23 protein-coding genes and 1 pseudogene are annotated in these 22,003 nt (G+C 67.9%); 12 read left to right on the forward strand and 12 right to left on the reverse strand.

All coding sequences use genetic code 11. The annotated features are described in order from the left end of the window. From GRX66_RS06350 to GRX66_RS06360, 3 genes are all read left to right on the forward strand, one after another. Positions 1–601, forward strand: a 601-nt coding sequence (locus tag GRX66_RS06350; RefSeq protein ID WP_159525795.1) for a metallophosphoesterase, incomplete at its 5' end; no start/stop codon positions are given. 103 nt (positions 602–704) lie between these two features. Then, the gene (locus GRX66_RS06355) at positions 705–3,608 is read left to right on the forward strand and encodes a DEAD/DEAH box helicase (RefSeq protein ID WP_159525796.1); all 2,904 of its coding nucleotides are present in this window, start codon (positions 705–707) and stop codon (positions 3,606–3,608) included. Positions 3,609–3,678: 70 nt separating this feature from the next. Then, positions 3,679–4,314, forward strand: coding sequence for a GNAT family N-acetyltransferase (locus GRX66_RS06360; protein WP_159525797.1), 636 nt, complete (start codon positions 3,679–3,681; stop codon positions 4,312–4,314). Here the strand turns inward: GRX66_RS06360 and GRX66_RS06365 are convergent. Further along, positions 4,311–4,976, reverse strand: coding sequence for an HAD family hydrolase (locus tag GRX66_RS06365; RefSeq protein WP_201292942.1), 666 nt, complete (start codon positions 4,974–4,976; stop codon positions 4,311–4,313). The two genes, GRX66_RS06360 and GRX66_RS06365, sit on opposite strands and share 4 nt — an antisense overlap. 91 nt (positions 4,977–5,067) lie before the next feature. On the opposite strand from GRX66_RS06365, the gene GRX66_RS06370 reads away from it, so the two are divergent. From GRX66_RS06370 to GRX66_RS20270, 4 genes are read left to right on the forward strand one after another with little or no spacing between them, the layout of a single operon-like run. Further along, positions 5,068–6,189, forward strand: coding sequence for a hypothetical protein (locus GRX66_RS06370; protein WP_159525798.1), 1,122 nt, complete (start codon positions 5,068–5,070; stop codon positions 6,187–6,189). A gap of 3 nt (positions 6,190–6,192) precedes the next feature. Beyond that, the gene (locus GRX66_RS06375) at positions 6,193–7,263 is read left to right on the forward strand and encodes an ABC transporter permease (RefSeq protein ID WP_159525799.1); all 1,071 of its coding nucleotides are present in this window, start codon (positions 6,193–6,195) and stop codon (positions 7,261–7,263) included. After that, positions 7,263–7,937 carry an ATP-binding cassette domain-containing protein gene (locus GRX66_RS06380; protein WP_159525800.1) on the forward strand — a complete coding sequence of 225 codons (675 nt, stop codon included), beginning with the start codon at positions 7,263–7,265 and terminating at the stop codon, positions 7,935–7,937. Before GRX66_RS06375 ends, GRX66_RS06380 begins: the two co-directional genes overlap by 1 nt. Positions 7,938–7,959: 22 nt before the next feature. Then, positions 7,960–8,094 (forward strand): DUF7128 family protein, encoded by a 135-nt coding sequence (locus tag GRX66_RS20270; protein WP_267903062.1) that lies wholly within the window; start codon positions 7,960–7,962, stop codon positions 8,092–8,094. Positions 8,095–8,213: 119 nt separating this feature from the next. Here GRX66_RS20270 and GRX66_RS06385 read toward each other — a convergent pair whose 3' ends face one another. Next, the gene (locus tag GRX66_RS06385) at positions 8,214–8,762 is read right to left on the reverse strand and encodes a DUF5796 family protein (protein ID WP_394351511.1); all 549 of its coding nucleotides are present in this window, start codon (positions 8,760–8,762) and stop codon (positions 8,214–8,216) included. Positions 8,763–8,874: 112 nt separating this feature from the next. Between GRX66_RS06385 and GRX66_RS06390 the strand changes: the two genes are divergently transcribed. From GRX66_RS06390 to GRX66_RS06400, 3 genes are all read left to right on the forward strand, one after another. Further along, complete coding sequence (locus GRX66_RS06390) at positions 8,875–9,729, forward strand: shikimate kinase (RefSeq protein ID WP_159525801.1); 855 nt, start codon at positions 8,875–8,877, stop codon at positions 9,727–9,729. Further along, positions 9,663–9,992 (forward strand): chorismate mutase, encoded by a 330-nt coding sequence (locus GRX66_RS06395; protein ID WP_159525802.1) that lies wholly within the window; start codon positions 9,663–9,665, stop codon positions 9,990–9,992. Before GRX66_RS06390 ends, GRX66_RS06395 begins: the two co-directional genes overlap by 67 nt. Positions 9,993–10,266: 274 nt before the next feature. Beyond that, complete coding sequence (locus tag GRX66_RS06400) at positions 10,267–10,500, forward strand: hypothetical protein (protein WP_159525803.1); 234 nt, start codon at positions 10,267–10,269, stop codon at positions 10,498–10,500. 273 nt (positions 10,501–10,773) lie between these two features. Here the strand turns inward: GRX66_RS06400 and GRX66_RS06405 are convergent, their stop codons facing one another. The 4 genes from GRX66_RS06405 to GRX66_RS06420 form a co-directional block, all read right to left on the reverse strand. After that, positions 10,774–12,027 carry a ZIP family metal transporter gene (locus GRX66_RS06405; protein ID WP_159525804.1) on the reverse strand — a complete coding sequence of 418 codons (1,254 nt, stop codon included), beginning with the start codon at positions 12,025–12,027 and terminating at the stop codon, positions 10,774–10,776. Beyond that, on the reverse strand, positions 12,028–13,287 hold the full coding sequence (locus tag GRX66_RS06410; protein ID WP_159525805.1) for a multicopper oxidase domain-containing protein: 1,260 nt from the start codon (positions 13,285–13,287) through the stop codon (positions 12,028–12,030). A 330-nt stretch (positions 13,288–13,617) separates the two neighbouring features. Next, positions 13,618–13,851, reverse strand: a complete 234-nt coding sequence (locus GRX66_RS06415; protein WP_159525806.1) for a DUF7385 family protein — start codon at positions 13,849–13,851, stop codon at positions 13,618–13,620. A 71-nt stretch (positions 13,852–13,922) separates the two neighbouring features. Then, complete coding sequence (locus GRX66_RS06420) at positions 13,923–14,603, reverse strand: carbonic anhydrase (RefSeq protein ID WP_159525807.1); 681 nt, start codon at positions 14,601–14,603, stop codon at positions 13,923–13,925. A 132-nt stretch (positions 14,604–14,735) separates the two neighbouring features. Here GRX66_RS06420 and GRX66_RS06425 point away from each other — a divergent pair, with 132 nt between their 5' ends. Further along, complete coding sequence (locus tag GRX66_RS06425; protein WP_159525808.1) at positions 14,736–15,260, forward strand: NUDIX hydrolase; 525 nt, start codon at positions 14,736–14,738, stop codon at positions 15,258–15,260. Positions 15,261–15,316: 56 nt separating this feature from the next. Here GRX66_RS06425 and surE read toward each other — a convergent pair whose 3' ends face one another. Then, on the reverse strand, positions 15,317–16,090 hold the full coding sequence (surE, locus tag GRX66_RS06430; protein ID WP_159525809.1) for a 5'/3'-nucleotidase SurE: 774 nt from the start codon (positions 16,088–16,090) through the stop codon (positions 15,317–15,319). 119 nt (positions 16,091–16,209) lie between these two features. On the opposite strand from surE, the gene GRX66_RS06435 reads away from it, so the two are divergent. Then, entirely contained in the window at positions 16,210–16,788 is a 579-nt protein-coding gene (locus tag GRX66_RS06435; protein WP_159525810.1) for an NUDIX hydrolase, read from the forward strand. Between the two features lie 45 nt (positions 16,789–16,833). Here GRX66_RS06435 and GRX66_RS06440 read toward each other — a convergent pair whose 3' ends face one another. The 5 genes and pseudogenes from GRX66_RS06440 to GRX66_RS06460 form a co-directional block, all read right to left on the reverse strand. Beyond that, positions 16,834–19,026 (reverse strand): amino acid permease, encoded by a 2,193-nt coding sequence (locus GRX66_RS06440; protein WP_159525811.1) that lies wholly within the window; start codon positions 19,024–19,026, stop codon positions 16,834–16,836. 72 nt (positions 19,027–19,098) lie between these two features. Then, complete coding sequence (locus GRX66_RS06445; protein ID WP_159525812.1) at positions 19,099–19,524, reverse strand: NAD-binding protein; 426 nt, start codon at positions 19,522–19,524, stop codon at positions 19,099–19,101. Between the two features lie 153 nt (positions 19,525–19,677). Next, on the reverse strand, positions 19,678–20,157 hold the full coding sequence (locus GRX66_RS06450) for an Lrp/AsnC family transcriptional regulator (protein WP_159525813.1): 480 nt from the start codon (positions 20,155–20,157) through the stop codon (positions 19,678–19,680). Positions 20,158–20,231: 74 nt separating this feature from the next. After that, positions 20,232–21,629: a small ribosomal subunit Rsm22 family protein gene (locus GRX66_RS06455; RefSeq protein ID WP_159525814.1), complete on the reverse strand. Its 1,398-nt coding sequence runs from the start codon at positions 21,627–21,629 to the stop codon at positions 20,232–20,234. Next, positions 21,616–22,003, reverse strand: a pseudogene (locus GRX66_RS06460) (prephenate dehydrogenase); the annotation flags it as partial. The pseudogene GRX66_RS06460 and the gene GRX66_RS06455, both read right to left, overlap by 14 nt.

Below are 22,003 nucleotides of genomic sequence, written 5' to 3' on the forward strand. Positions count from 1 at the left end.
CGCCGACCAGCGCCGCGAGCACGTGCTGCGGCTCGTGGGCGAAACTCGGGCCGACCGCGTCGTCTTCCTCGGCGACCTCGGACACGCAATCGGAACGCCGGAGGGGAGCGAGCACGACGAACTCGAAGCCCTCTTCGACGGGCTGGACGTCCCCGTGACGCTCGTCGTCGGGAACCACGACGCCGGCCTCGCCGACGAGTTCGACCTGGACGCGACGCCGTCGACGGGCGCGCGATTCGGCGACGTCGGATTCGCGCACGGCCACACGTGGCCGAGTCCCGGCGTGCTCGAGGCGGAGACGGTCTGCGTCGGCCACGAGCACCCGTCGGTCAGACTGAAAGACGAGGTCGGCGGCACGCGAGTGGAGCGGGCGTGGCTGCGCGGACCGCTCGCTGCTGCGCCGTTCGAGGAGCACCACGGCGAGCCGATCGACGCGACCGGCGACCTCGCGGTGTTCCCGGCGTTCAACGACCTCTCCGGAGGGACGTGGGTGAACGTCGCGGGCCAGGGGTTCCTCGCGCCGTTCCTCCCGGAGGCGTGTCCGGACGCGGACGCCTACCTGCTCGACGGTACGCGGCTCGGACGGTATCGCGACGTCTGAGTGACTGCCGCGTCCGCCCCGAAGCACGACCGACCAGATGCCGTGCGGGGTGCTCCCACGCCCGGCAACGTGCTTATTCCGGTCGCGAGCGTACGTCGTGGAGATGAGTGAGCAGCGCGGGATGGACGCGTTCTCCCACCTCGGCAGCGAGGTCCGGGCGGCGCTGAGCGAGCGCGGGTTCTCGACGCCGACGGAGCCACAGCGCCGCGCGATTCCCGCGCTCGCGGACGGCCGGAACGGCCTGGTGCTCGCGCCGACCGGCACCGGGAAGACGGAGACGGCGATGCTCCCGGTCCTCGACAGCATCGCCAGGGAGGGCGCGCCCGAGGGGTTCGCGGCGCTGTACATCACGCCGCTACGGGCGCTGAACCGGGACATGCGCGAGCGCCTCGACTGGTGGGGGGAGACGCTGGACATCGACGTGGACGTCCGGCACGGCGACACGACCGACTACCAGCGCCGGCAGCAGGCGACCGACCCGCCGGACGTGCTCGTAACGACGCCGGAGACGCTGCAGGCGATGCTGACCGGGGAGCGACTCCGGGACGGCCTCGCGGACGTCGAACACGTCGTGGTCGACGAAGTGCACGAACTCGCGAGCGCGAAACGTGGCGCACAGCTCTCGGTCGGCCTGGAGCGCCTCGTGGAACTGGCGGGAGACGTCCAGCGCATCGGCCTGTCGGCGACGGTCGGCGACCCGGGCGAGGTCGCCGCGTTCCTGACGGGCGGCCGCGGCTGCGAAATCATCGACGTGGACGTCACGTCGAACGTCGAGTTCTCGGTCCGGGAGCCAGAGGTGACCCGCCGGGACGAGCGCGTGAGCAACGAACTGATGACGAGCCCGGAGATGGCGAGCCACGTGCGCGCCATCCGAGAAATCGTCGACGAACGCGACTCCGTGCTGATTTTCGTGAACACGCGCCAGACCGCGGAGGCGCTGGGGTCGCGGTTCAAGGAACTCGACGCGAACATCGGCGTGCACCACGGGTCGCTGTCCAAGGACGCCCGAATCGAGGTCGAAGACCAGTTCAAGGCCGGTGAACTCGACGGCCTGCTGTGTACGTCCTCGATGGAACTCGGCATCGACGTCGGGCGCATCGACCACGTCGTCCAGTACTCGTCGCCCCGTGAAGTCGCCCGCCTCCTGCAGCGAGTGGGTCGCGCGGGCCACCGCCGCGACGAGGTCAGCTACGGGACGGTCATCACCGGGAACCCGGACGACACCCTCGAGGCGCTGGCCATCGCGCGGCGCGCCAGCGAGGGCGACGTCGAACCCACCCAGATTCACCACGGGAGCCTCGACACCGTCGCCAACCAGATTGTCGGCCTCGTGATGGACTTCGGGGAGACGAGCGCGCGCCACGCCTACCAGACGGTTACTCGCGCGTACCCCTTCCAGGACCTCGACGAAGCGACGTTCCGCGAGGTGGCGATGGAACTGCACTCGAACCGCGTCGTCTACGTCGACGAGGACGACGACACCATCTCGAAGTCCGGGGGGACGTGGCAGTACTACTACGCGAACCTCTCGATGATTCCCGACGAGGAGACCTACGGCGTCTACGACATGGCGGGCGGCCACCAGGTCGGGACGCTCGACGAGAAGTTCGTCGTGAACTTCGCGGAACCGGGCGCGACGTTCGTCCAGGGCGGCGAGATGTGGCGCATCACGAACATCGACGAAGAGGAAGAGGAGGTCAACGTCTCCCCCATCGAGGACCCCGCCGGAGAGGTGCCGTCGTGGACCGGCCAGGAAATTCCCGTGCCGTACGACGTCGCCCAGGAAGTCGGCGAGATGCGCGACGTGGCGGCCGACCAGTTCGCGGCGAGCGCGCCAGAGCAAGGGGAAACCGAAGACGCCACCGGCGACGCACTTCGGGCGGGCGTCGCCCGCGAATTCACGACCCGGTATCCGACAGACGAGTACACCGCCGGGCAGGCCCTCGAACAGATCGACCGGCACGTAGCGATGGACGCGCCGGTGCCCAGCGACGACCGAGTGGTCGTCGAGCAGGCCGGCGGGACCATCGTAGTGAACGCGGCGCTCGGCCACGAGGCCAACGAGACGCTCGGGCGGTTGCTGTCGTCGCTGCTCGGTCAGCGCACGGGATCGTCGGTCGGGCTGGACGTCGGGCCGTATCGCATCGAACTCGAGGTGCCGACGCGCGTGAGCGCCGACGACGTCGCTGCGTTGCTCCGCGAGACCGACCCCGAACACGTCGAACCGCTGCTGGAACTGAGCCTGAAGCAGTCCGAGACCCTGAAGTTCACGCTCGCGCAGGTCGCGGCGAAGTTCGGCGCGCTCAAACGCTACCGCTCGTCGAACAGCAACTCGAGCGGCGACGGCTGGCAGGGCCGGAGCGGCGTCGGACTCTCGCGGCTGCTCGGCGCGCTCGAGGACACGCCGGTGTACGACGAGGCGATCCGCGAGGTGTTCCACACGGACCTCGACGTCGAGCGCGCCAGCGACGTTCTGGCGCGGATTCAGGCCGGGGACGTCGACGTCGACATTGTCGGTGAACGCACCGCCATCGGCTCGGGCGGCCGATCGTCGGGGTCGGAACTGTTGACGCCGGAGAACGCCGACGCGAGCGTCGTGCAGGCGATCCGCGACCGCATCCAGGACGACCGCGTGAAGCTGTTCTGCGTCCACTGCCAGGACTGGGCGCACGAGACGAAGGTCCGGCGCGTCGCCGACCAGCCGGAGTGCCCGCACTGCGGCTCCACGAGAATCGCGGCGCTGTCCCCGTGGGCGGACGACGCCGTGACGGCGGTGCGGGCCGACGACAAGGACGACGAGCAGGAGGACCGCACGGAGCGCGTGTTCCGGAACGCCAGCATCGTGCAGAGCCACGGGAAGAAAGCCGTCATCGCGCTGTCCGCGCGCGGCGTCGGCCCCCGGAACGCCGCCCGCGTCATCAACCGCCACCGCGAGAACGAGGCGGACTTCTACCGGGACATCCTCGAACGGGAACGCGAGTACGCCCGCACGAAGGCGTTCTGGTGAGGAGGGCGCCGACCGGGCAGTCGGGGTCTGGGACCGCAACGCGTTAGCAACCACGCACCGACGACAGAACATGGCCGAGTCTCCACCCCGCAGCGACAGGCCGCTGTACGTGCTGTGGCCGGACGGCCTGCGACCGCCGGACGTGCGCGTCCCTGACGAGTACGCGCTCCGCACGAGTCGCCGCGAGGACCACGACCGCGAGGCAGTCGCAGCGCTCCTGGACTCACACCGAGATACCGCGGGCGGCGAGCGCGTCGACGCGCTCCGGGACTACGTGCTGCCGAACGGCTGGTTCGTCGCCGTCGAGCGCGCGACCAACGCCGTCGTCGGGACGGCAGCGGCGATTCACGACCCGCGGGACGAGGTCGGGACCAGGCGGGCGAACCAGCCGCCGCCCGGCGAAACCCACTACTTCCCGTTCGGGGGCGCGGTCGCCTCGCTGTTCGTAGCCCCCGAGCACCGCCGCGAAGGCCTCGGATGCGCGCTGTGCGCGGCGGCGACCCGTCGGTTGCTCGACACGAGCTACGACAGCGTTCGCGTCAGCGTGGCCCACGAGAACCGGGCCGCGCTCGCGCTCTTCCTGCACGCCGGCTTCGCACCCGGACTGCTGACATCCGACGACGTCGGGCGCTGGCGCGACGTCTTCGACGTTCTGGGCCTGCCCTTCGACGCCGAACGGTGCGTGCGCGTCGACCGCGAAACCTAATCCGAGCCGGTCGCGTCCAGCGCCGCGAGCACCCGCTGCCGGAGGTCCGCGGCGTCACTCGCGCGTTCGTCCGCCGGCGAGAGGTCCATCTCGTCGTTCACCGTCGTCTCCAGTGCGATGACGTGTGCGCCCGCCCGTGACGCCGACAGGACGCCGTGTTCGGAGTCCTCCACGACCACGCACTCCGTTACTGGGACCCCGAGTGCGTCGGCGGCCGCCTCGTAGATGTCGGGGTCGGGTTTCCCCGGGACGTCCAGGTCGGCCGCGTTGACGACGTCGTCGAAGCGCCCGGTGAGCCCGTGGGCGTCGAATGCCATCTCGATCCAGTCCGGGAACGAGGACGTGCAGACCGCCGTGGGGACGCCGCGAGCGTCGAGTTCGTCGAGCAGGTCGTGGAACCCGTCCAGCAGGTCCGCGTGCTCGGTGTAGACCGCCTTCGCGCGCTCGTCGAACAGGTCGAAGTACTCCGCCCGCGTGATGGTGGGGTCGTGCTCGTCGGTGAGCCAGTCGTACTGGTCGTAGACGTTCGCGCCGATCACGTCCTCCGGGTCGACGTCGTCGCCGACGCCCGCCGCCTCGAGGATGGCCTCGATTTCGTCCCGCCAGTACCGCTCGGAGTCGACGATGACCCCGTCCATGTCGAAGATGACAGCGCGTGCCACGCCGGTCCTTCGACCCGCAGGCCCCTATTCGTGGGGGGTGGCGTCCGTCAAACTCACAATATTTTAAGAGCCCTCGGCCAAACCTGCGTGTATGACAGGTTCGACGAATCTGCGCGGTCGGCAAGCACTCCTCGCGGTCGCCCTCGCCGCGATGCTCGTGACTGCCGGCTGTACGGGCGTCCTCGACGGTGACGGTGATAGCTCCGGAAGTAGCGGCCCGCAGCTCGACGCCGTCCCGGACGACGCCTCGATGGTCGGGTACGTCGACGTGGCCGGCATGGCCAGCGACGAATCGCTGCGGGAACTCGCGAACGCCGCGTTCCAGGCGCAGGACGAGAACTCCGAGTACTACGAGGGACCGACCAACGTCGACGAGATGCTCGAGCAAGCACAGAACGAGTCCAGCCTCGACCCGAACAAGGTCCTCGACGTGACGTTCTTCGCCACCGAGGGCGAGAACGTCCCGACGAACGCCGAGCAGGCCGGCGCCATCTTGAACACCGAGTTCACCGAGGACGAACTCACCGCCGCGATGGAGGACGAGGGGACGGAGTTCGAAACAGAAACCCACCAGGACGCGACGGTGTACACCTACGGCTACGAGAACCAGAACGCGCTCGCCGCGCTCGGTGACGGCACCTTCGCGGTCGGCGACACCGAGGCCGTCTACAGCGTCCTCGACGTGGACGCCGGCGACCAGAACGCGCTGAGCGGCGAGGTCCGGTCGCAGTTCGAGAGCACGGACGACGGCTACCTGCGCTTCGCGGCCGACATCCCCCAGGACCAGGTCCCGACCGACCAGATCGGGCAGGACGCGCCCGTGGATACGAGCGCGTTCAACACCGTCCAGTACGTGAGCGGCTCGATGTCCACGAGCGGTGACTCGGTCACCACGCAAGTGAACCTCGTCAGCGAGAGCAGCGACGACGCCGCACGCGTCAGCGACGTCGTCGACGGCGCGCTGTCGCTGTACAGCGGCGTCGGTAACGACGACATCCGCGAAACCATCGAAGCGGTCGAAGTCGAACAGAACGACGACACCGTGACGGTGTCGTTCTCGGAGACGGTCGACGTCCTCAAGGACCGCATCGAGTTGCTGTACTCGATGAACGCCGGCGCGTCGACGTCGGGGTCCGACTCCGGCACGGCGTCCGACGGGTCGGCGTCGATGACAGGGGTCTCGGTCGGTGCCGGTAGCGCACTGGCAGCCTGATCGATGGACGTCACGTCCCTGCTCGGCAAGGAGCTGACGTGGGGGCGACACAAGTTCGTCGCGTTACTCGTCATTCTGGTCGTGCTGCCCGCGATTTTCGCGTACTCGACGTTCGCCTTCCAGCACGTGCTCCCGACGGACGCCCCGGTCGGCGTCGCGCCCCAGGAGGCGTCGGTCACCGAGGACGACCTGAACATCGCAACTGCCGCCCTCACGTTCTTCAGCGACCCGCAGACCTACGACTCGGAGGACGCAGCGATGCGCGCGCTGAGCCGCGAGCGCGTCTACGCGGTCATCTCGGTACCCCCCGACCTGACAGACGAATCGCTGGGCACCGCGCACTTCGACGTGTACGTCTCCGGCAGCATCGTGCCGTACCAGCAGCCAGCGCAGGCGCTGACGAGCATCGTCTCGTACACGCTCGACGACCAGCTCCCCCGCGAGGTGACGGCGTCCCGGACCGTCGTCGGCACGGACTACAACCTCTCGGAGTACATGATCCCGATGTTCCTGCTGGCGCTCGTCTCGCTGGTCGCGCTCGTCTACCTGCCGTACACGTTCGACCAGGAGGCCGCGGTGATCGATCGGTTGCGGGTGGAGACGTCGCTGTACGCGGTGGTCGCGAGCAAGCTGGCGTTCTTCGCGGCGCTGCTCGTCGTGCCGCTGGCCGTTTTCGACGTCACCAGCGCGTTCGCGGGCACCGACTTGCACGTGTTGAGCCTCGGCACCGCTATCGTGACGCTGTTGACGTTCCTGCTGCTGGGCCTGGTGGCGACGACCCTGATGTTGCTGCTGGGCCTCGGGACGTGGGGGCGCATCGCGAACCTGCTCGTCATGTTGTTCGTGCTCACGTTCTCGGGACTGGCGTACCCCGTGGGCTTCTTCTCGCCCGCCAGACGGTGGTTCGTTCGCCAGGTCCCGACGCACTACTCCGCAGTCACCGCACGCGGCTTCGTGCTCCGCGACGATCCAATCGGGCTGTACAGCGACTGGTTGCTCGGCCTGGCGGCGTGCGTCGTGGTGGCCGCAGTCCTGTTCGCGGGCACTGTCGAACTGTACGAACGGAGGGCATGATGGTCGGAGTCACGAATCTCACGAAGACGTACGGCGACACGATCGCCCTCGACGGCGTGACTGTCGAGTGGGGGAGCGGCCTGCACTGCATCGCCGGCCCGAACGGCTCCGGGAAGACGACGCTGATGCGGGTGCTCGCCGGCCTCACGCGACCTGACGCCGGCACCATCGACTCGCCGGACTCGCTGGGGTACGCGTTCCAGGAGCCGAACATCTACCCCGACCTCACTGTCAGCGAGAACCTCGACGTCTTCCAGTCGCTGACCGGCGGCCGGACGGCGTGGCGCGAGACGCTCGTGGAGCGGTTGCGCCTCGGACCGGAACGCGACCGGAAAGCCACGAACCTCTCCGGGGGGTTCAAGAAGAAACTCGACCTCGCGCTCGCCCTCCTCAAGGAACCCGACGCGCTCATCCTCGACGAACCGCTCGCGGACCTCGACCCGGCGACCCGCCGCCGGCTCGTCGCCGTCGCCACGACGTACGCCGAGGACAACTGCGTGCTCGCGTGCACGCACAACCTCGGCGCGTTCCGCGACGAGTACGCGACGCTCACCGTCGTCGTGGACGCGGCAATCCATCGGCGACAGACCCGCAGCGAACTCGAATCCGGGCCCGGCGCGGCCTACGAGGACGTCCTCGACGACGCGGGACCCCAGCGGGGCAACGGTTTTTAACTCGGCCGACGCAGGCTTTCGTATGGTTGAAGAGACAGAGCGCGACGACATGCTCTGGTACCGCTGTGAAGAGTGCGGGTTGATGTTCGACGACCAGAGTGACGCGCGCCAGCACGAAGAGAACTGCGACGCCGAGGACCCCTCGTACTTGCAGTAGGCGCGCGCCGGCCGCAGCAGTGTACTCGTGTCCGCTCTGCAGCCGTCTCTTCTTCGGTGGCATTCAGCGACTGCTTCAATGCACTACTCGCCCGACTCGGACCCCTCGGCCGCCGCCCGCTACTCGCCGTCCGTTCCCGATTCGGCGCCGTCCGTTCCCGATTCGGCGCCGTCCGTTCCCGATTCGGCGCCGTCCGTTCCCGATTGGTGGGCGTGCTCCCCTGCCTCGTCCCCACCCTCGGCCGCCGCCGCGAATAGCTCGTACGCGTACTCGCCGAGTTCGTCCTCCTCGAAGACGAACACGCGGCCGCGGGCTTCGGCGGGGTTGGCCTCGACTTCGATGGCGTAGCCGTCCGCGCGGACTGTCACACCCGGAAAGAGTTCCTCCTCCGCTTCGGCCTCCAGGAGGACGCGACCGACGCCAGAGGACTCGAGGATGTCGTCGTGGGTCTTCAGGTCGTTGACGTAGACGAGGACGCCCTCGGTCTCCGTGGGATCAGTCACCAGAACGTGGACGTCTTTGCCGGGCTGGCACCGCACCGTGCCAGTCACTTTCTCGGGGACGCCGTTGTAGAACGCGCGGCGGCCGTCAGTGTACTCGACGTAGACGCCCTCCTCGGCGAGTTCGACGCCGAGCGTGCTCGGCGGGACGTCGTTGCGGGCGCTCATGTGCTGGCGTTTGCCGTCCGCGTCCAAAAGGCCGCCGTTTGCCGGCCGGAGCACCCGGGGCCGGGGTTGCCAGGAGCGTCAGTCGTAAGTGCGCGCCGTGGGAGGAGGAGACATGGACGGCCGCGCAGCAGCACCAGCCGCGGGCACCGTGTTGAACGCGCTCGCGACCGGCGTCGGCAGCGCGTTCGCGCTGGACTTCGACGTCACCGCGGAGGTGCACCTGGACGCGGCCGCCGACGACGTGACCGGCGAGATTGCTGACCACCCGGACGCGGACACGGCGCTCGTCGAGGAGTGCGTCGCGCTCGTCACGGACCAGTTCGGCGACGGCGAGGGCGGCAGCGTCCACACAGGACAGCGAAGTCCCCTTGGCGTCCGGACTGAAGAGTTCCAGCGCGCCGCGAACGCCACCGTCCTCGCGACGCTCGACGCGCTGGGACGCGTCGACGACGTCGAGCGCGTCGACGCCGCTCGAATCGGCGTGCAGGCAGCCCGCGACACAGGCGTCACGGTCACCGGCGCGTTCGACGACGCGTCTGCCAGCATGCTCGGCGGGCTCACGATGACCGACAACACCGAGGACGAACTGCTCTTCCAGGAGGACGTGGAGTGGGCGGCGCTCGTGTGGACGCCGCCCGAGCAGTCGTTCTCGGCGGACGCGGACGTCGAGCGCTGCCAGCGCATCGCGCCGATGGCCGACCACGTCGCCGACCTGGCGGCCGCCGGCGAGTACGGCACCGCGATGACGGTCAACGGCCTGGCGTACGCCGCAGCCCTCGACCACCCGACGGCGCCGATCGTGGACGCGCTCCCGCACGCCGACGGCGCGTCGCTGTCGGGCACCGGCCCGAGTTACGTCGCCGTCGGCGGCCACGACGCACTCACTGAGGTGAAATCACTATGGGACGAGAACCCGGGGACAGTCCGGCTGACGACGACACAGCTGGACGGGGCCCGGACGACATGAGCCTAGAGGAACTGCGCGACGAAATCGAGACCATCGACCGCGAAATCGTCGACCTCATCGCACGACGCACCTACGTCGCCGATACCATCGCCGACGTCAAAGCGGAGCGCGGTATGGCGACCACCGACGAGTCACAGGAGGAAGCGGTGATGGAGCGCGCCGGCGAGAACGCCGAAGCGTTCGACGTCGACCCGAACCTCGTGAAAGCCATCTTCCGGTTGCTCATCGAGTTGAACAAAGTCGAGCAGCGGGAGAATCGGTAGCGTGAGAGGACGACAGTTACCGGACTCCGAGCTGCGTGTTCGTCGGGTGAGCAGCGGTTCTCGACGCCGCCGTACGGAATTACGGACTCGGTAAGCAACCGGAAGAATCGTCGCGAGTCGGTTGCGCCCGCAGCTCGACACCCGCTTCGCGTACTACACGAGATCCGGTCCCGGGTGGCCGAACGTCGCTCCGTACAGGTGAGCCACCGAACATTTGCGCCTACAACTGAAACCGCCTGAACACTTATTCTCCAACAACGCATAGGTGGCACACATGGCCCTCAGTGTCTGGGAAGTGTTCCTCGCCGTATTCAGAGGAGGTGAGGAATCCAAGAATGACTCCGGCGAGGAATCCGGTGAGGAGGAAGCCGAGGGTCGTTTCGTCCCGTCCCCATTGGACTTGTCTGTCCGAATCGGTCACGGTGGGTCGGACAGCCAGCGAGTCCGCGAACTCGCCAAAATACGCAAGCAAGCAGAGGAAATCGAGGAGCGACAACGCGGTAACTAACCACCCGAATTCAGCGACCAGCGCTCCGCGTCCAGTCTCCAGCAAGGCACGCGCCTGTCCACAGTCGAGCAACAAGAGAACCGGTAGCCGGTCGGCGCCGGCCACACAGCAGTAGAAGCCTACAGGAATTCCCCCGACGGCAACGTCGCCGAACACGATGCCACCAGAGGCGCGACGACGCTGACCAGTACCATCTCGACCCCCAACACGTGGACAAATCGGGTCAGAATCCGCTCTCGACGACCGTCGCGGTGACCGGAAGCGGCGAGGGCTTCAGAGGGTGACGAGCAGGTCGGTCGCGTACATGACGGCGAACCCGAGCAGGAACGCCAGCAGGTTCGTCGCGCTGCCGACGCGGCCGCCCGCGTCACGGACCATCCGCGCGATCTCCCAGACGACCTGGACGATGGCGCCGACGCCGACGGCGAGGAAGAACGCGCCCACCGTCGGCGAGTACGCGAGACTCCCGATCCAGCCGCCGAGGATGACTGGCGCACCGGCGATGACGCCGAGCGCGCCGAAGTGCCACAGCGCGGGGCGCTCGTCGCGGGCCGCCGGTGCGACGACCGCCGGGCCTTCGGTGACGTTGTGGAGCATGAAGCCGATGACGAGGAACGCGCCCAGCGATACGCGGCCGAGCGCGAACGAACTCCCGATGGCGAGCCCTTCGGCGAGGTTGTGCAAGCCGATTCCCAGTGCCACCAGGTAGGCGACCCAGAGACCGCTGTCCGCTCGACTGTCCCCGGCGATGGCGCGGCCTTCGCGCCACGCGCTGATCGCTTGCACGAGCAACAGCGCGCCGACGGCGCCGAAGACCACCAGGAGTTCGCCGCCGAACGCGCCCGGGATCCGCTCCGCGAGTTCAAGCGCCTCGAAGCCGGCGTCGAACGCCAGGAACCCGAGCACGCCAGTGGCGAACAGGAGGACGGCGTGCAGCGCGCGGTCGCTCATCGTCTGGAGGAACGGGAACCACAGCATGCCGAGTGCGACCGGAATGACGCCGACGAACAGGCCGATGAGCGCCAGCGTCCAGAGGACGTCGGCGCTGATGCCCGGCGACTGCTGGGGTGCCTCGATGACGTGGCCGAAGGTTGCGCCGTCGGAGAGCACGAGTTCGACGTCGAGGTCCCAGCCCGAATTCCAGTGGTAGGGAACGACGACGCGGGCGTTCTCCCGGGGAGCGAGCGTCCTGTCGCCGCCGGCGTCCTCGACCTCGAAGTTCCAGTACGCTTCGTCGACGAGCACTTGCGAGATGGTGACCGATTCCGGGCCGTTGTTCGTGACGTGCAGGACGACCGTCTCGTCGTTCGGTATGGTGGTGTGGGTAATCGACACGTCGGGGAGCGGTTCACCACCGCCCTGGACGCCCGCGAGCGGCGACGAGAAGACGAACGCGCCCAGCACGAGCACGAGCAACAGGACGGGGAGCACCGCCGAGACCCATCGTGGGAGTCCGAATGGCTGCACGGTCTCTCGTTCCGTCGCGACGCCGCCGTCCGCGGTCGTGTCTGGGTTGGTGTCAGTCATCTACACCACCTCGAAGAAGCTCATCCAGCCGAGTTCGGCGAACTCCGACTGGTGGGCGTGGAACATGTACAACCCGGGCTGGTGGTCGGAGTAGTCCAGGTCGATGATGCCGCGCTGGGCCTGCGTCTGCATGATCGTGTCGACGGTCTTGCTCGTCGGGAGCAGCGTCGTGCCGTGGTCGTAGTAGTCGAAGAACTGCGAGTGCGTGTGGAACGAATTGATGGGGTCGAACTCCGTCGCGTTCGTGAGGTAGACGCGCTGTCGCTCGTTCTTGTCGACCTGGATGGGGCGCTTGGTCTCGCCGGCTTCCCAGTTGCCTTTCGCGTCGGTTTCGCCGACGCCGTACGCGAACGCCCGCGTGTTCACCGCGTACACCTCGTTCTCGCCGTCGAAGTCGGTGTCGAAGGAGTTCATCACCATCACCATCTCGTTGACGGCGTCGTTCTCGGCGTACTCGTGGTTCCGCCGCTTCGCTTCCTCGACGAGGCGGTCGCGTAGCGCGTCGTCGATGGTCCCGTGGGCGTTGACGTAGTCCCGGGGGTTCTCTCTGACGCGCTCGGGGTCGGGGTCGACGATGAGCGTGCCGTAGAGGCCGCGGTGGAGGTGTTCTTTCAACGGGAGGGAGTGGCAGTGATAGAAGTGCGTCCCCGCGGGTTGGGCGACCCACTCGTACGTGAACGATTCGCCCGTGTCCAGGACGCCGGGGCCGTTCTGTGGAGTCCCGTCCATCGCCGGGTCGGTGTTCTTCAGGTGCGGGTGGATGGTGTGTGCGTGTTCGCCGAAGTTCTGGAACTGCACGCGGATGAGGTCGCCCTCGACGGCGCGAATCGTCGGCCCGGGTACCTGGCCGTTGAACGCCCAGGCCTCGAATTCGACGCCCGGCGCGATGGTGATCGTCATGTCGACGGCGGTGAACTCGAACTCCCGGACGGTCCGTCCGTCCTCCTCGTAGACTCGCTGCGGAACGGCGTCCTGACCGCTCGTGCCGGTGTTGAACGTCGTCAGGAACTCGTGGGGGTCGAAGTCAGTGTCCCGGTACTCGTCGACGGCGCCGAAGTTTCCGTGGTCGTCGTCATCGTCGTGGTCGGCGCCGGCGCTCGCCCGCGTGCTTCCGAGTCCGAGCGCGGCGCTGCCGGCGACGCCGAGACCGCCCAGAACCGTCCGTCGACTGACGCCGTCGTCACCGGCGAGTGACTCGGTCAGCCGCGACTCGAGTTCGTCCGTAACTGCCGCCGCGCGTTCGTATGTTATCGATGGCATGGGGTAGATTCCCGACTGATGGTCGGCCGTGTCATATCCTGCCATAATCGGACCAAACACTTAGTTTTGATGTATCTAAATTTCGATTACGTTTAATCGAACTTTCGACTCGGTCGAAACCATTGGCTGGCTGTTTGCGTCCCCGGGTGACGGAGAATCGAGACGTTCGAATTCAGTCGAGCTGTCTACGTCCTGCGGGCGTTCAAGTTGCGTGAGAACTGGACACGGGGGAGCGGACCCGCCAGAAGCGTCGTCGATGACGGGAGCGTCGTCGATACCAGGATCGCCAACGCTAGCCGGAGCGTCGTGGGTGGCGGGGTGTTCGTGCAGCTACGGCTTGTGCGTGAAGATGAGCGCGCGGTCGTCCTCGACGCCGACACAGAGGTCCAGGGTCTGTGAGAGGTCGAGGCTCGTCGGGTTCTGTTTGCAGACGACCAGGTCGTCGAACGGTTCCTCACACGCCGGACAGGGAACAGACACCGTGTTCTGGTAGGATTTGAGTGCCGAGTTCTCCTCGCGTGGGGTCAGAGACGAGACCAGCTCGTCGATGTCGACGTCCTCCATACCGCTAGTCGGACGCACCGCGGCATAAATGCTAGTGCGGCCCCCCAATGCCATCGCCACGAGCGGTGTATTCAGTGCGACCAGAGCCGTTCGACGCGTCCCCCGACGTCGGGGTGCGCGTCGCGGATGGCGTCCGGATCCGTCTCGCCGTCCACGTTGACGACGTGGAGTTCGCCGCGCCGCCCGGAGTAGACGTCCTGGAAGTCGTAGACGACACCGACGACCTGGACGTCATCGGCGACGTTGTCGCTGTCCAGCAGGAACTCGACCTGCCGGTCGACGTTGTACTCGACGAGCCTGTTGACGGCGCCGGCCCGGTCGACGTCGTCGGGGAGCAATTCGACGCCCGGTTCCAGGTAGGGTTCCAGGAGGCCCAGGCAGTGCTCGATACCTGGTGGTTCCTCGACGCCGTCCGTGAGCGCGTCGTACGTCGCGGTCACCGCGCCACAGCCAGTGTGGCCGACAACGACGACGGTCTCGGTGCCCGTGTGCTCGATCGGGTAGAGGACGTCCCCGGAGACGACCTCGGCGTCGTCGATGCGCTGGACGACGCGGTTCCCGATGTTGCTCGCGGTGAACACGGTCCCGGGCTGGTCGTTCCCCCAGAGGTGGTCGTGGAGGACCCGGGAGTCCGAACAGCAGACTGAGACCACGTCCGGACGCTGTGCGTCCTGAACGTCGTCGAAGCGGTCCTGGAACTCGCGGGCGTGGTCGGCGTTCTGCTGTAGCAACGCGGTGAACGACTCCTGCATACCTATCCGGTGGTCGCCAGCCGAAAATATTCCTTCGACTCGGTCCGGTGCAGGTCACCCTGATCGTTCCGCGCTCGCCGGCGGGTGCCACCGGCAGCTTTTTGTCTCGCATCGCAAGACCCACGTCCGGAGATGGACACGACCCGGGACGCTCGCGACCAGGTCACCGCACTTCTCGATCAGCCGAACGTGAACCACGTTGTTAACGAGTGGGACGTGACCAGCGAGGAGTTCGAGGAGTTCCGGGACGGCTGGGTCGCCGCCGGCGCTGTCGTACGGAACCCCGCTGGAGCAGTTCCGTTCGTCGAGCCGTCGTGGGTCGACGGCTGGGTGTTGCCCGGCGGGAGCGTCGAGGCAGGGGAAACGCTCGCTGCGGCCGCCGAACGGGAACTCCGGGAGGAGACCGGCCTCGACGTCGAGGTGGGCGCACCCTGCCGGGTCGTCGAACAGGTGATTCGGGGCGAGGACCCGACCGAGACCGCTCGCGGGTGGTTCGTCGCCTTCGAGGGAACGACCGAGGACCGCGAATTCGGGGACGACCTCGGCGTCCACGACGACGAAATCGACCGCGTGGCGTGGTTCGCGCAGCCACCGACGGACACGCCGCAGTTCGTCGACGCCGAGGGGATGTTCCGGGACTGCCACCCCGAGTGGTGACCCGGTCGTCGAGCAGCGAGAATTGAATCAGGCGAAGTCGTATCGGCCTTGACTACTCAGTACGTCTCCGCGAGGCCATCCAGGGCCTCGTGGTGTTCGGTGGTGTGCGGCGCGGTGAGCGGCGAGACGGAGACGTGCCCGTCGACGACGGCGCGGCGGTCGGTCCCCTGCGGGTCCGGGATGTCACCGTCGCCCATCTGGTCCCACATCCGGTCGTGGAGCGTGATGGTTTCGCCGTTGCGCACGGCTGTCATGTCGTAGCCGTGGGAGGGGCGCGTGACGACCATCTCGCCGGTCGCGTCGGCGCCGGGGTGGGGCGCGTTCACGTTCAGGTAGTCCGCGTGCTCGAAGACGCCCGCGTCCATGGCGTGTTCGACGAGGTACGCGGTCGCGTCGACCGGACGCTGGTAGTCCGACGGGTCGGTCGGTTCGCCGAAGTGCTCGCTGGTGAGGAACAGCGAGGACGCGATGGCGGGCACGCCGAAGAACGCGGCTTCGACGGCGGCGCTAACGGTGCCCGACCGCCCGAGCACGTACATGCCGAGGTTCGCGCCCTCGTTGACGCCCGCGACGACGATGTCCGGGTACGGGCCGAGCGCCTCCAGGCCCGCGACCACGCAGTCCGATGGCGTGCCGTCGATGGCGTACCCGAGTTCGTGCTCATCGACGGCGACTTCGCTGGACATCGCGCGCCCCGTCGCGCTCTTGTTGTTCCGCGGCGCGACCACGGTGACGTTCCCGACGTCGCTGAGGCCGTCAGCGAGCGCGCGTATCCCGGGGGAGTCGATACCGTCGTCGTTTGTGACGAGGATCTCCGGCGACGTTGTCATTGCTCGGGAGTTGCGGCGACGGCGAAAAAACGTATCGGCGTCCCGGCCCGCCGATCGTGCTCACGGAGAGGGATTCCCCGGCACATTCAAGGCGTTCGCTTGCCAGGGTCCGAGTCTGCATGACCGCCCTGAACGAGACGTTCGTGGAGGAACAGATTTCGCGCCTCCGCGACGAGTACGGTGGGGTGCCCGTCGACGACGGGACCGTCGAGGTGGCGCCCGCGGAGTTCCCCGAGTACGTCCAGAACGCCCGCGACGGCTACGTCGGGAGCGCGTACGCGTGGGTGGTCCGTCAGCCGGACCAGGCAGGCGAACCCAGCGAGACGTACAGCGGCCCCGAAGAGACGCGGGAGCGCGCCCTGCTGATTCTGCCGCGCGGCGGGTCGGCGTGGGGCGTCCCGGGCGGCGGCCGCGAAGGCGACGAGGCCTTCGAGGAGACGGCCGTCAGGGAAGTCCGCGAGGAGGCCGGCGTGGACTGCGAGATTACGGACCTCTGGCACCTCGAGCACCTCCGCTGGCAGAGCGAGGACGACGCCGACGACCGCGTGACGCACACGCTGCACGCGTTCTTCGACGGCGAGTACGTCGACGGCACGCTCGGCGTCCAGCAAGCCGAAGTCAACGGCGCGGCGTGGTTCGCCGAGCGCCCGGAGCGCCTCGATTCGTACGCGGAGCAGCGCGCTGACCTGTTCTTCTGAGAGGTCGGTCGAACGGCCGGATTCGGTCGCCAACCGGAACAGCGTTCAGAACACGAGCCGCTCGAGAACCCGGCGGACGAGACTCGGGCGCCGGGACGCTCGCGGGTAGACAGTGAGTTCGGTGCAGTCGGCGGCAGTCGGCGCGTGTCGCTCCCGGCCGCCGCTGACACGGTTCTGCGACCCGGTGCGAATGACGACGTCCGCTCGCTGCTGGCCGCCATCGGCCCGCAGGTCTGCCGTTTTCACCGGGGCGGACAGAATGCCCGCGAGTTCGTTCTGGTAGGAACGGATGGTCTGCTTGCGGGGGTCGGGCTGGTCGGCCGACAGCGGGAACTGGAGGGTGACGTGCCCGCCGGCCTCCCCCGCGATGGTGTCGGCGACGTCGACTGTCGCCGGATCGAACGGCCCGCCGTCACCCTCCAGGACGACGTTCTCCGGGCCGTCGTAGCCGCGATTCTCCACGAGGAGGACGTCGCAGTGGGCGTGACGGACGACCCAGTCGATGGGGTCCCCGAGCACCCGCGACCGGAGTCGGAGGCGTTCGTGTTCCGCGACGATGGCATCGACGCCACGGTGGTCGGCGTAGTTCACGACGGCGCGTTTCGTGTCGTGGCTGACGATTTCGCCGTACTCGACGTCCACGTCGAACTCGGCGGCGAGTTCGTCAGTCTGCTCCTCGAAGCGGACGTCCGCCGGGGACTGGACCTCGGCGGCGTGGTCCAGGGGCGCCTGGTCGGGGACTTCGTCGAACCGCACGACGACGACGCGGCCGTCTTTCGGACGCACGAGGTCGGCGGCGAGTGACAGCAGGCTCCGTTCGCGTTCCCTGTCCGCTTCCCGGGTAAGTGCGACCAGTACCTCGGAGACCGATTTGTCGCCGCCCGCCGTCGCCTCGCCCGCGACGGCGTCGGCAGTCTCCGTGAGGACGTCGCGACCGAGGCGACGGCGGATGACGTCCGTGGCGGCGCCTTCCCGGCGGATGCGCGGCCGGGCGTAGGCGACGTACCACCCGACGCTCCCGAGCGTGATGGCGAGTGCGCCGAACAGCGGGACCATCCCCATCTGCGTCAGCAGCACGACTCCGCTGACCACGCCGAACGCCTGCATCCAGGGGTACAGCGGTGAACGGAACTCGGGCTGGTAGTCCGTTGAGCCATTCCGGAACGCGACGACGGCGAGGTTGACGAGCACGAACACGAGGATCTGGAACGCGCTCGCGAGCTTCGCGATCTCCAGAATCGGGACGAAGGCGATGAGCACGAGGACGACCGCGCCGGTGAGGGTGATGGCCGTCGTCGGCGTACCGAACGTCTCGTGGATCTCCGCGAACGTCGGCGGCGCGAGCTGGTCGCGGCTCATCGCGAACGGGTACCGCGACGAGGACAGAATGCCCGCGTTCGCGGTGGAGACGAGCGCGAGCATGGCTGCCGCGATGACCGCGTAGACGCCCGCGTTCCCGAGCGTGGCTTCCGCGGCGACGGCGACCGGGACCGTCGACCCGGCGACGCTCCCGGCCTCCGTCACGCCGACCATCACGGCGACGATGCCGACGTACAGCAGCGTGGTGAACGCCAGCGACCCGAGGATGCCGATGGGGATGTTTCGACCGGGGTCCTCGACCTCCTCGGCGACACTGGCGACTTTCGTGACGCCGGCGTAGGACACGAACACGAGCCCGGTCGCTGCCAGCAGGCCCTCCCAGCCGCCGACGAAGAAGTGCTGGTAGTTCGCTTGCTGGACCTGGCCGACGCTCCCCGCGACGAACCAGCCCAGCGCGACGAGCATGACGGAGACGATGATGGTCTGGAGGCGACCGGTCTGTTTTGCGCCGAGCAGATTGACCACGACGAGGAACGCCGCCAGGCCGAGCGCGACGGGTTTCACGGGGAGGTCGAACAGCAACACGAGGTAGGGGACGCCGCCGACGAGCGCGAGCGCGCTCTTGAACGACAGGGAGAACCACGTGCCGACGCCCGCGACGGTCCCGAGGACCGGGCCCATTCCGCGCTCGATGTAGAGGTAGGTCCCGCCGGCTTCCGGCATTGCCGTCGCCATCTCGGACTTCGAGAGCGCCGCTGGCACGACGAGCAGGCCCGCAAGCAGGTACGCGAGAATGACCGCGGGGCCCGCCATTTTGAGGGCCAGTGCGGGCAGAATGAAGATACCACTACCGATCATCGCGCCGACGCTGATCGCGAACACTGCTCCGAGCCCGAGGTCTCGTTCTAGTTTCTTCATTTGGTGGGTTGCAACGCGCGTCGCTTTCGACTGCCTGTGCTGAGGCTGTCGGGCCTCCCGGAGCCCGTCACGTCACCACTGGTCGATGACGGCATCGGCGAGCACCCCTGTGGTGTCGAACGTCTCGACGTCGACGCCCTCGAAGGCTGGTTCGCGTCCTGGGTCGTTCACCCGAACGAGCACGCGGTCGACGTCGAACCGCGACCGCGCGAGTTGTGCGACGAGAAGGTTGGTGGCGTCGTTCCCGTCGAGAGCCAGGACGGTCGACGCCCGGCCGAGGCCGGCCGATTCGAGCGAGTGGCCGTCGATGGAGTCGACGAGTTCGACCGACTGCGCCCACGGCGAGTGGCCGGTCGTGTCTCGACTGCTACCCTGTTCGTCCGGGTCTCGAGTGACCAGAGTCACGGATTCGCCGGCCGCTGCCAACCGATTCGCGACGCGTTCACCCACGTGGTCGCCGCCGACGACGAACGCCCTCTCGACGGCGTCCTGTCGCATCGTGCGCGACGTGGAACGGTATGGAATGGTCATTGGTCTGGGGGTGCTGCACGCGTCCCGCCGGGCGACGGTGCGCTTCAACCATCCCTTGGAGACGGATACGCATAAAATAACCGGATTTTCTGCGCTTTCGGCAAAATATAATGAATATAATTACGCTTCGTCAGAGACAGTGGCTTCGAACTCGTTGAACGGGCCGGTGTGGACGTTCCGGATGAGGTCCTCGTCGACGACCTCGAGGCCGAGTTCGTCGAGGTCCCGGCCGATGCGGCTGAGGTCGTCGCTGTCCGTCCCCACTGCGGAGACGTGAACGTTCTCCGCCCCGGTCATCACTTCCTCGACGCGGACGACCCCCGGCACGTCGAGGGCAGCGGCCGCAAGTTCCTCCCGTCGCGTCACCGGCGCAGTACAGACGATGAGAGTGTACAGCTGGTAGCCCGCCTGCTCGTAGTCGACGTCGGCGTGATACCCGCGGACGATGCCGCGCTCCTGGAGGCGCTGAATCCGGTTGCGGACCGTGCTCGCAGAGACGCCCGCCTCGTCTGCAATCTGCTGCGAGGACGTCCGGCGCGCGTCGCGCTGCAGCTCGTGGATAATCTGTTGGTCTAACTCGTCGAGGCCTTCCAGCGTCATGCCTGCTACTGCCGGGGGAACCCGCATAAATCACCGCCATCCGCCCGCTGACCGCCCGCGCTGCGGCGTGGCGCCTACTCCGGCACGCGGTCGATTATCGTCTCCTCGTCCACGACGAGGTTGTAGGCGCCCTCGTCGTCGTTCCAGAGCACGAGCGCGGATTCGACCGACAGCAGGTCGCCGTACTCTGCGTCCCGGAGGTCGCGGTTCAGACTCGTCTGCCGCACGAGGACCGCATAGCACTCCTCGGACTCGCTGCCGTCGCTCACCTTGAACAGTGGGTTGGCGTCCTCGTCCGCGAGGTTCCGGGAGAGCTTCGCGAGCATCGCGTCCGCCCTGTTGGTCACCCAGTCGTCGGCGTTCGCGAGTTTCAGGAGGCGGTCGCTGTCAAGTGCGACGTCGTGCTGGCGGACGCCGTCCGTCCGCAGCAGCGAGTACGAGAACCGGACGTCGGTGTGCAGGAACTCCGAGGGGCGCTCGCTGGCTTCCGCGAGTCGCCGCTGGATGGCCGGCGCCTCGACGGCCGGTCGCTCGTCGAACGTCCACCCGCGGTCGCTGGGCTGTTCATCCGGCCAGAGCCGCGGCGTCGGACCGTAGACGGTGACCCCGCGGTCTTCGAGCGTTCGCTCGACGTCCCGGAGGTGTGTGCTCGTGTGTTTATCTGCGGGCGCAAGACCGACGAACGTCCCGTCCTCTGAGAGCGTGTCGACGTAGCGCTGTGCGACGGCCACCGGGTCCTCGAGTTCGCTGAGCACGCTGCACGCCAGCACCAGGTCGTATTCGTCGCCCGGATCGAAGGCTTCCGCCGTCTCCCGGTGGACCGTCGGGTGGACGTTCCGGCCGGTCTCCGGGAGGAGGGCGTCGAGGACGTCCGCGGCGTCACTCGGTTCGACGGCGTGGTACTCCACGAGCACGTCGTCGGGGAGGTAGTCGAAGAGCCCGAGCGCAGGGCCGCCGACGCCGGCGCCGACGTCGAGCACTCTGAGGCTCCCCGGGAGTTGGCCGCCTCGCGCCAGGTCGTCCAGCACGTACTGGATCGCCGCGTAATACGTCGCGAGGTGGTAGACGGCGTACCCGAGCGCGACGTCGTAGTCGTACTCGACGTCGTGCTGGCGGTAGTAGTCCTCCTTGAACCGTCGGATGGTCTCGCGGAGCTGATTCCCCGACTCCCCCGTGTGCCAGTTCGGCCCCCAGCGGTCGACGAGCAGGTCCTCGACCGTGCGCTCGTACGTGTCGGGGAGCGCATCGATGCCTTCGAACTCCGGGTTGACCGGCTCGTCGCTCGCCGGGACGAACGTCCCGTCCTCGCGCTCGACGAGGCCGAGGTCCGCGGCGTGCTCCCGGAGCACCTGTCGCACGACGCCCTCGTGCGGCTGGTCGGCGACGTACTCCCGGATCTCACCGGCGTCCAGCGGCCGGACTCCCTTGAGGTACTTCGCGTTGTCGAGGATGGCGTCCCTATCGACCGGCATCTTCGTACGCCTCCTCGAAGCCGCTTCTGTCCGCGTCCGCGAGCCGCCGCGCGGCCGCCGCGAGCTCCTCGGAGCCGTCGAACGCGTCCTGGATGTCCGCGTACACCCGGGGGTTCCCGTCGGTCACCCGCTCGACGAGGTCCGCGAGGTCGCTGTAGACCGGCGTCGCTAACTCCTCGGGGACGTCGTCGGCGGCGAGCGCGAACCGCGAGCACGGCGGCGTGCGCCGCCCTGAATCGTCGACATCGCGTCGTCGTGCTCGTCGGGCGCGACGTCCACCAGCGTGTTCCCGCCGGCCTCGAGCCACTCCCGGACGTGGTCGGTCGCCGGCCCCGGGCGCGCTCTCCGAGGACCGCATCCGGCCGGCGCGTGCT

Origin of the sequence: Halobacterium bonnevillei (genome assembly GCF_009831555.1) — an archaeon.
GTDB lineage: Archaea > Halobacteriota > Halobacteria > Halobacteriales > Halobacteriaceae > Halobacterium > Halobacterium bonnevillei.

Bases quoted from the DNA above. Each gene is read 5' to 3' on its own strand.
- GRX66_RS06355 (WP_159525796.1), top strand. From the start codon at position 705: ATGAGTGAGCAGCGCGGGATGGACGCGTTCTCCCACCTCGGCAGCGAG.
- GRX66_RS06360 (WP_159525797.1), top strand. From the start codon at position 3,679: ATGGCCGAGTCTCCACCCCGCAGCGACAGGCCGCTGTACGTGCTGTGG.
- GRX66_RS06370 (WP_159525798.1), top strand. From the start codon at position 5,068: ATGACAGGTTCGACGAATCTGCGCGGTCGGCAAGCACTCCTCGCGGTC.
- GRX66_RS06375 (WP_159525799.1), top strand. From the start codon at position 6,193: ATGGACGTCACGTCCCTGCTCGGCAAGGAGCTGACGTGGGGGCGACAC.
- GRX66_RS06380 (WP_159525800.1), top strand. From the start codon at position 7,263: ATGGTCGGAGTCACGAATCTCACGAAGACGTACGGCGACACGATCGCC.
- GRX66_RS20270 (WP_267903062.1), top strand. From the start codon at position 7,960: ATGGTTGAAGAGACAGAGCGCGACGACATGCTCTGGTACCGCTGTGAA.
- GRX66_RS06385 (WP_394351511.1), bottom strand. From the start codon at position 8,762: ATGAGCGCCCGCAACGACGTCCCGCCGAGCACGCTCGGCGTCGAACTC.
- GRX66_RS06390 (WP_159525801.1), top strand. From the start codon at position 8,875: ATGGACGGCCGCGCAGCAGCACCAGCCGCGGGCACCGTGTTGAACGCG.
- GRX66_RS06395 (WP_159525802.1), top strand. From the start codon at position 9,663: ATGGGACGAGAACCCGGGGACAGTCCGGCTGACGACGACACAGCTGGA.
- GRX66_RS06400 (WP_159525803.1), top strand. From the start codon at position 10,267: ATGGCCCTCAGTGTCTGGGAAGTGTTCCTCGCCGTATTCAGAGGAGGT.
- GRX66_RS06405 (WP_159525804.1), bottom strand. From the start codon at position 12,027: ATGACTGACACCAACCCAGACACGACCGCGGACGGCGGCGTCGCGACG.
- GRX66_RS06410 (WP_159525805.1), bottom strand. From the start codon at position 13,287: ATGCCATCGATAACATACGAACGCGCGGCGGCAGTTACGGACGAACTC.
- GRX66_RS06415 (WP_159525806.1), bottom strand. From the start codon at position 13,851: ATGGAGGACGTCGACATCGACGAGCTGGTCTCGTCTCTGACCCCACGC.
- GRX66_RS06420 (WP_159525807.1), bottom strand. From the start codon at position 14,603: ATGCAGGAGTCGTTCACCGCGTTGCTACAGCAGAACGCCGACCACGCC.
- GRX66_RS06425 (WP_159525808.1), top strand. From the start codon at position 14,736: ATGGACACGACCCGGGACGCTCGCGACCAGGTCACCGCACTTCTCGAT.
- surE (WP_159525809.1), bottom strand. From the start codon at position 16,090: ATGACAACGTCGCCGGAGATCCTCGTCACAAACGACGACGGTATCGAC.
- GRX66_RS06435 (WP_159525810.1), top strand. From the start codon at position 16,210: ATGACCGCCCTGAACGAGACGTTCGTGGAGGAACAGATTTCGCGCCTC.
- GRX66_RS06440 (WP_159525811.1), bottom strand. From the start codon at position 19,026: ATGAAGAAACTAGAACGAGACCTCGGGCTCGGAGCAGTGTTCGCGATC.
- GRX66_RS06445 (WP_159525812.1), bottom strand. From the start codon at position 19,524: ATGCGACAGGACGCCGTCGAGAGGGCGTTCGTCGTCGGCGGCGACCAC.
- GRX66_RS06450 (WP_159525813.1), bottom strand. From the start codon at position 20,157: ATGACGCTGGAAGGCCTCGACGAGTTAGACCAACAGATTATCCACGAG.
- GRX66_RS06455 (WP_159525814.1), bottom strand. From the start codon at position 21,629: ATGCCGGTCGATAGGGACGCCATCCTCGACAACGCGAAGTACCTCAAG.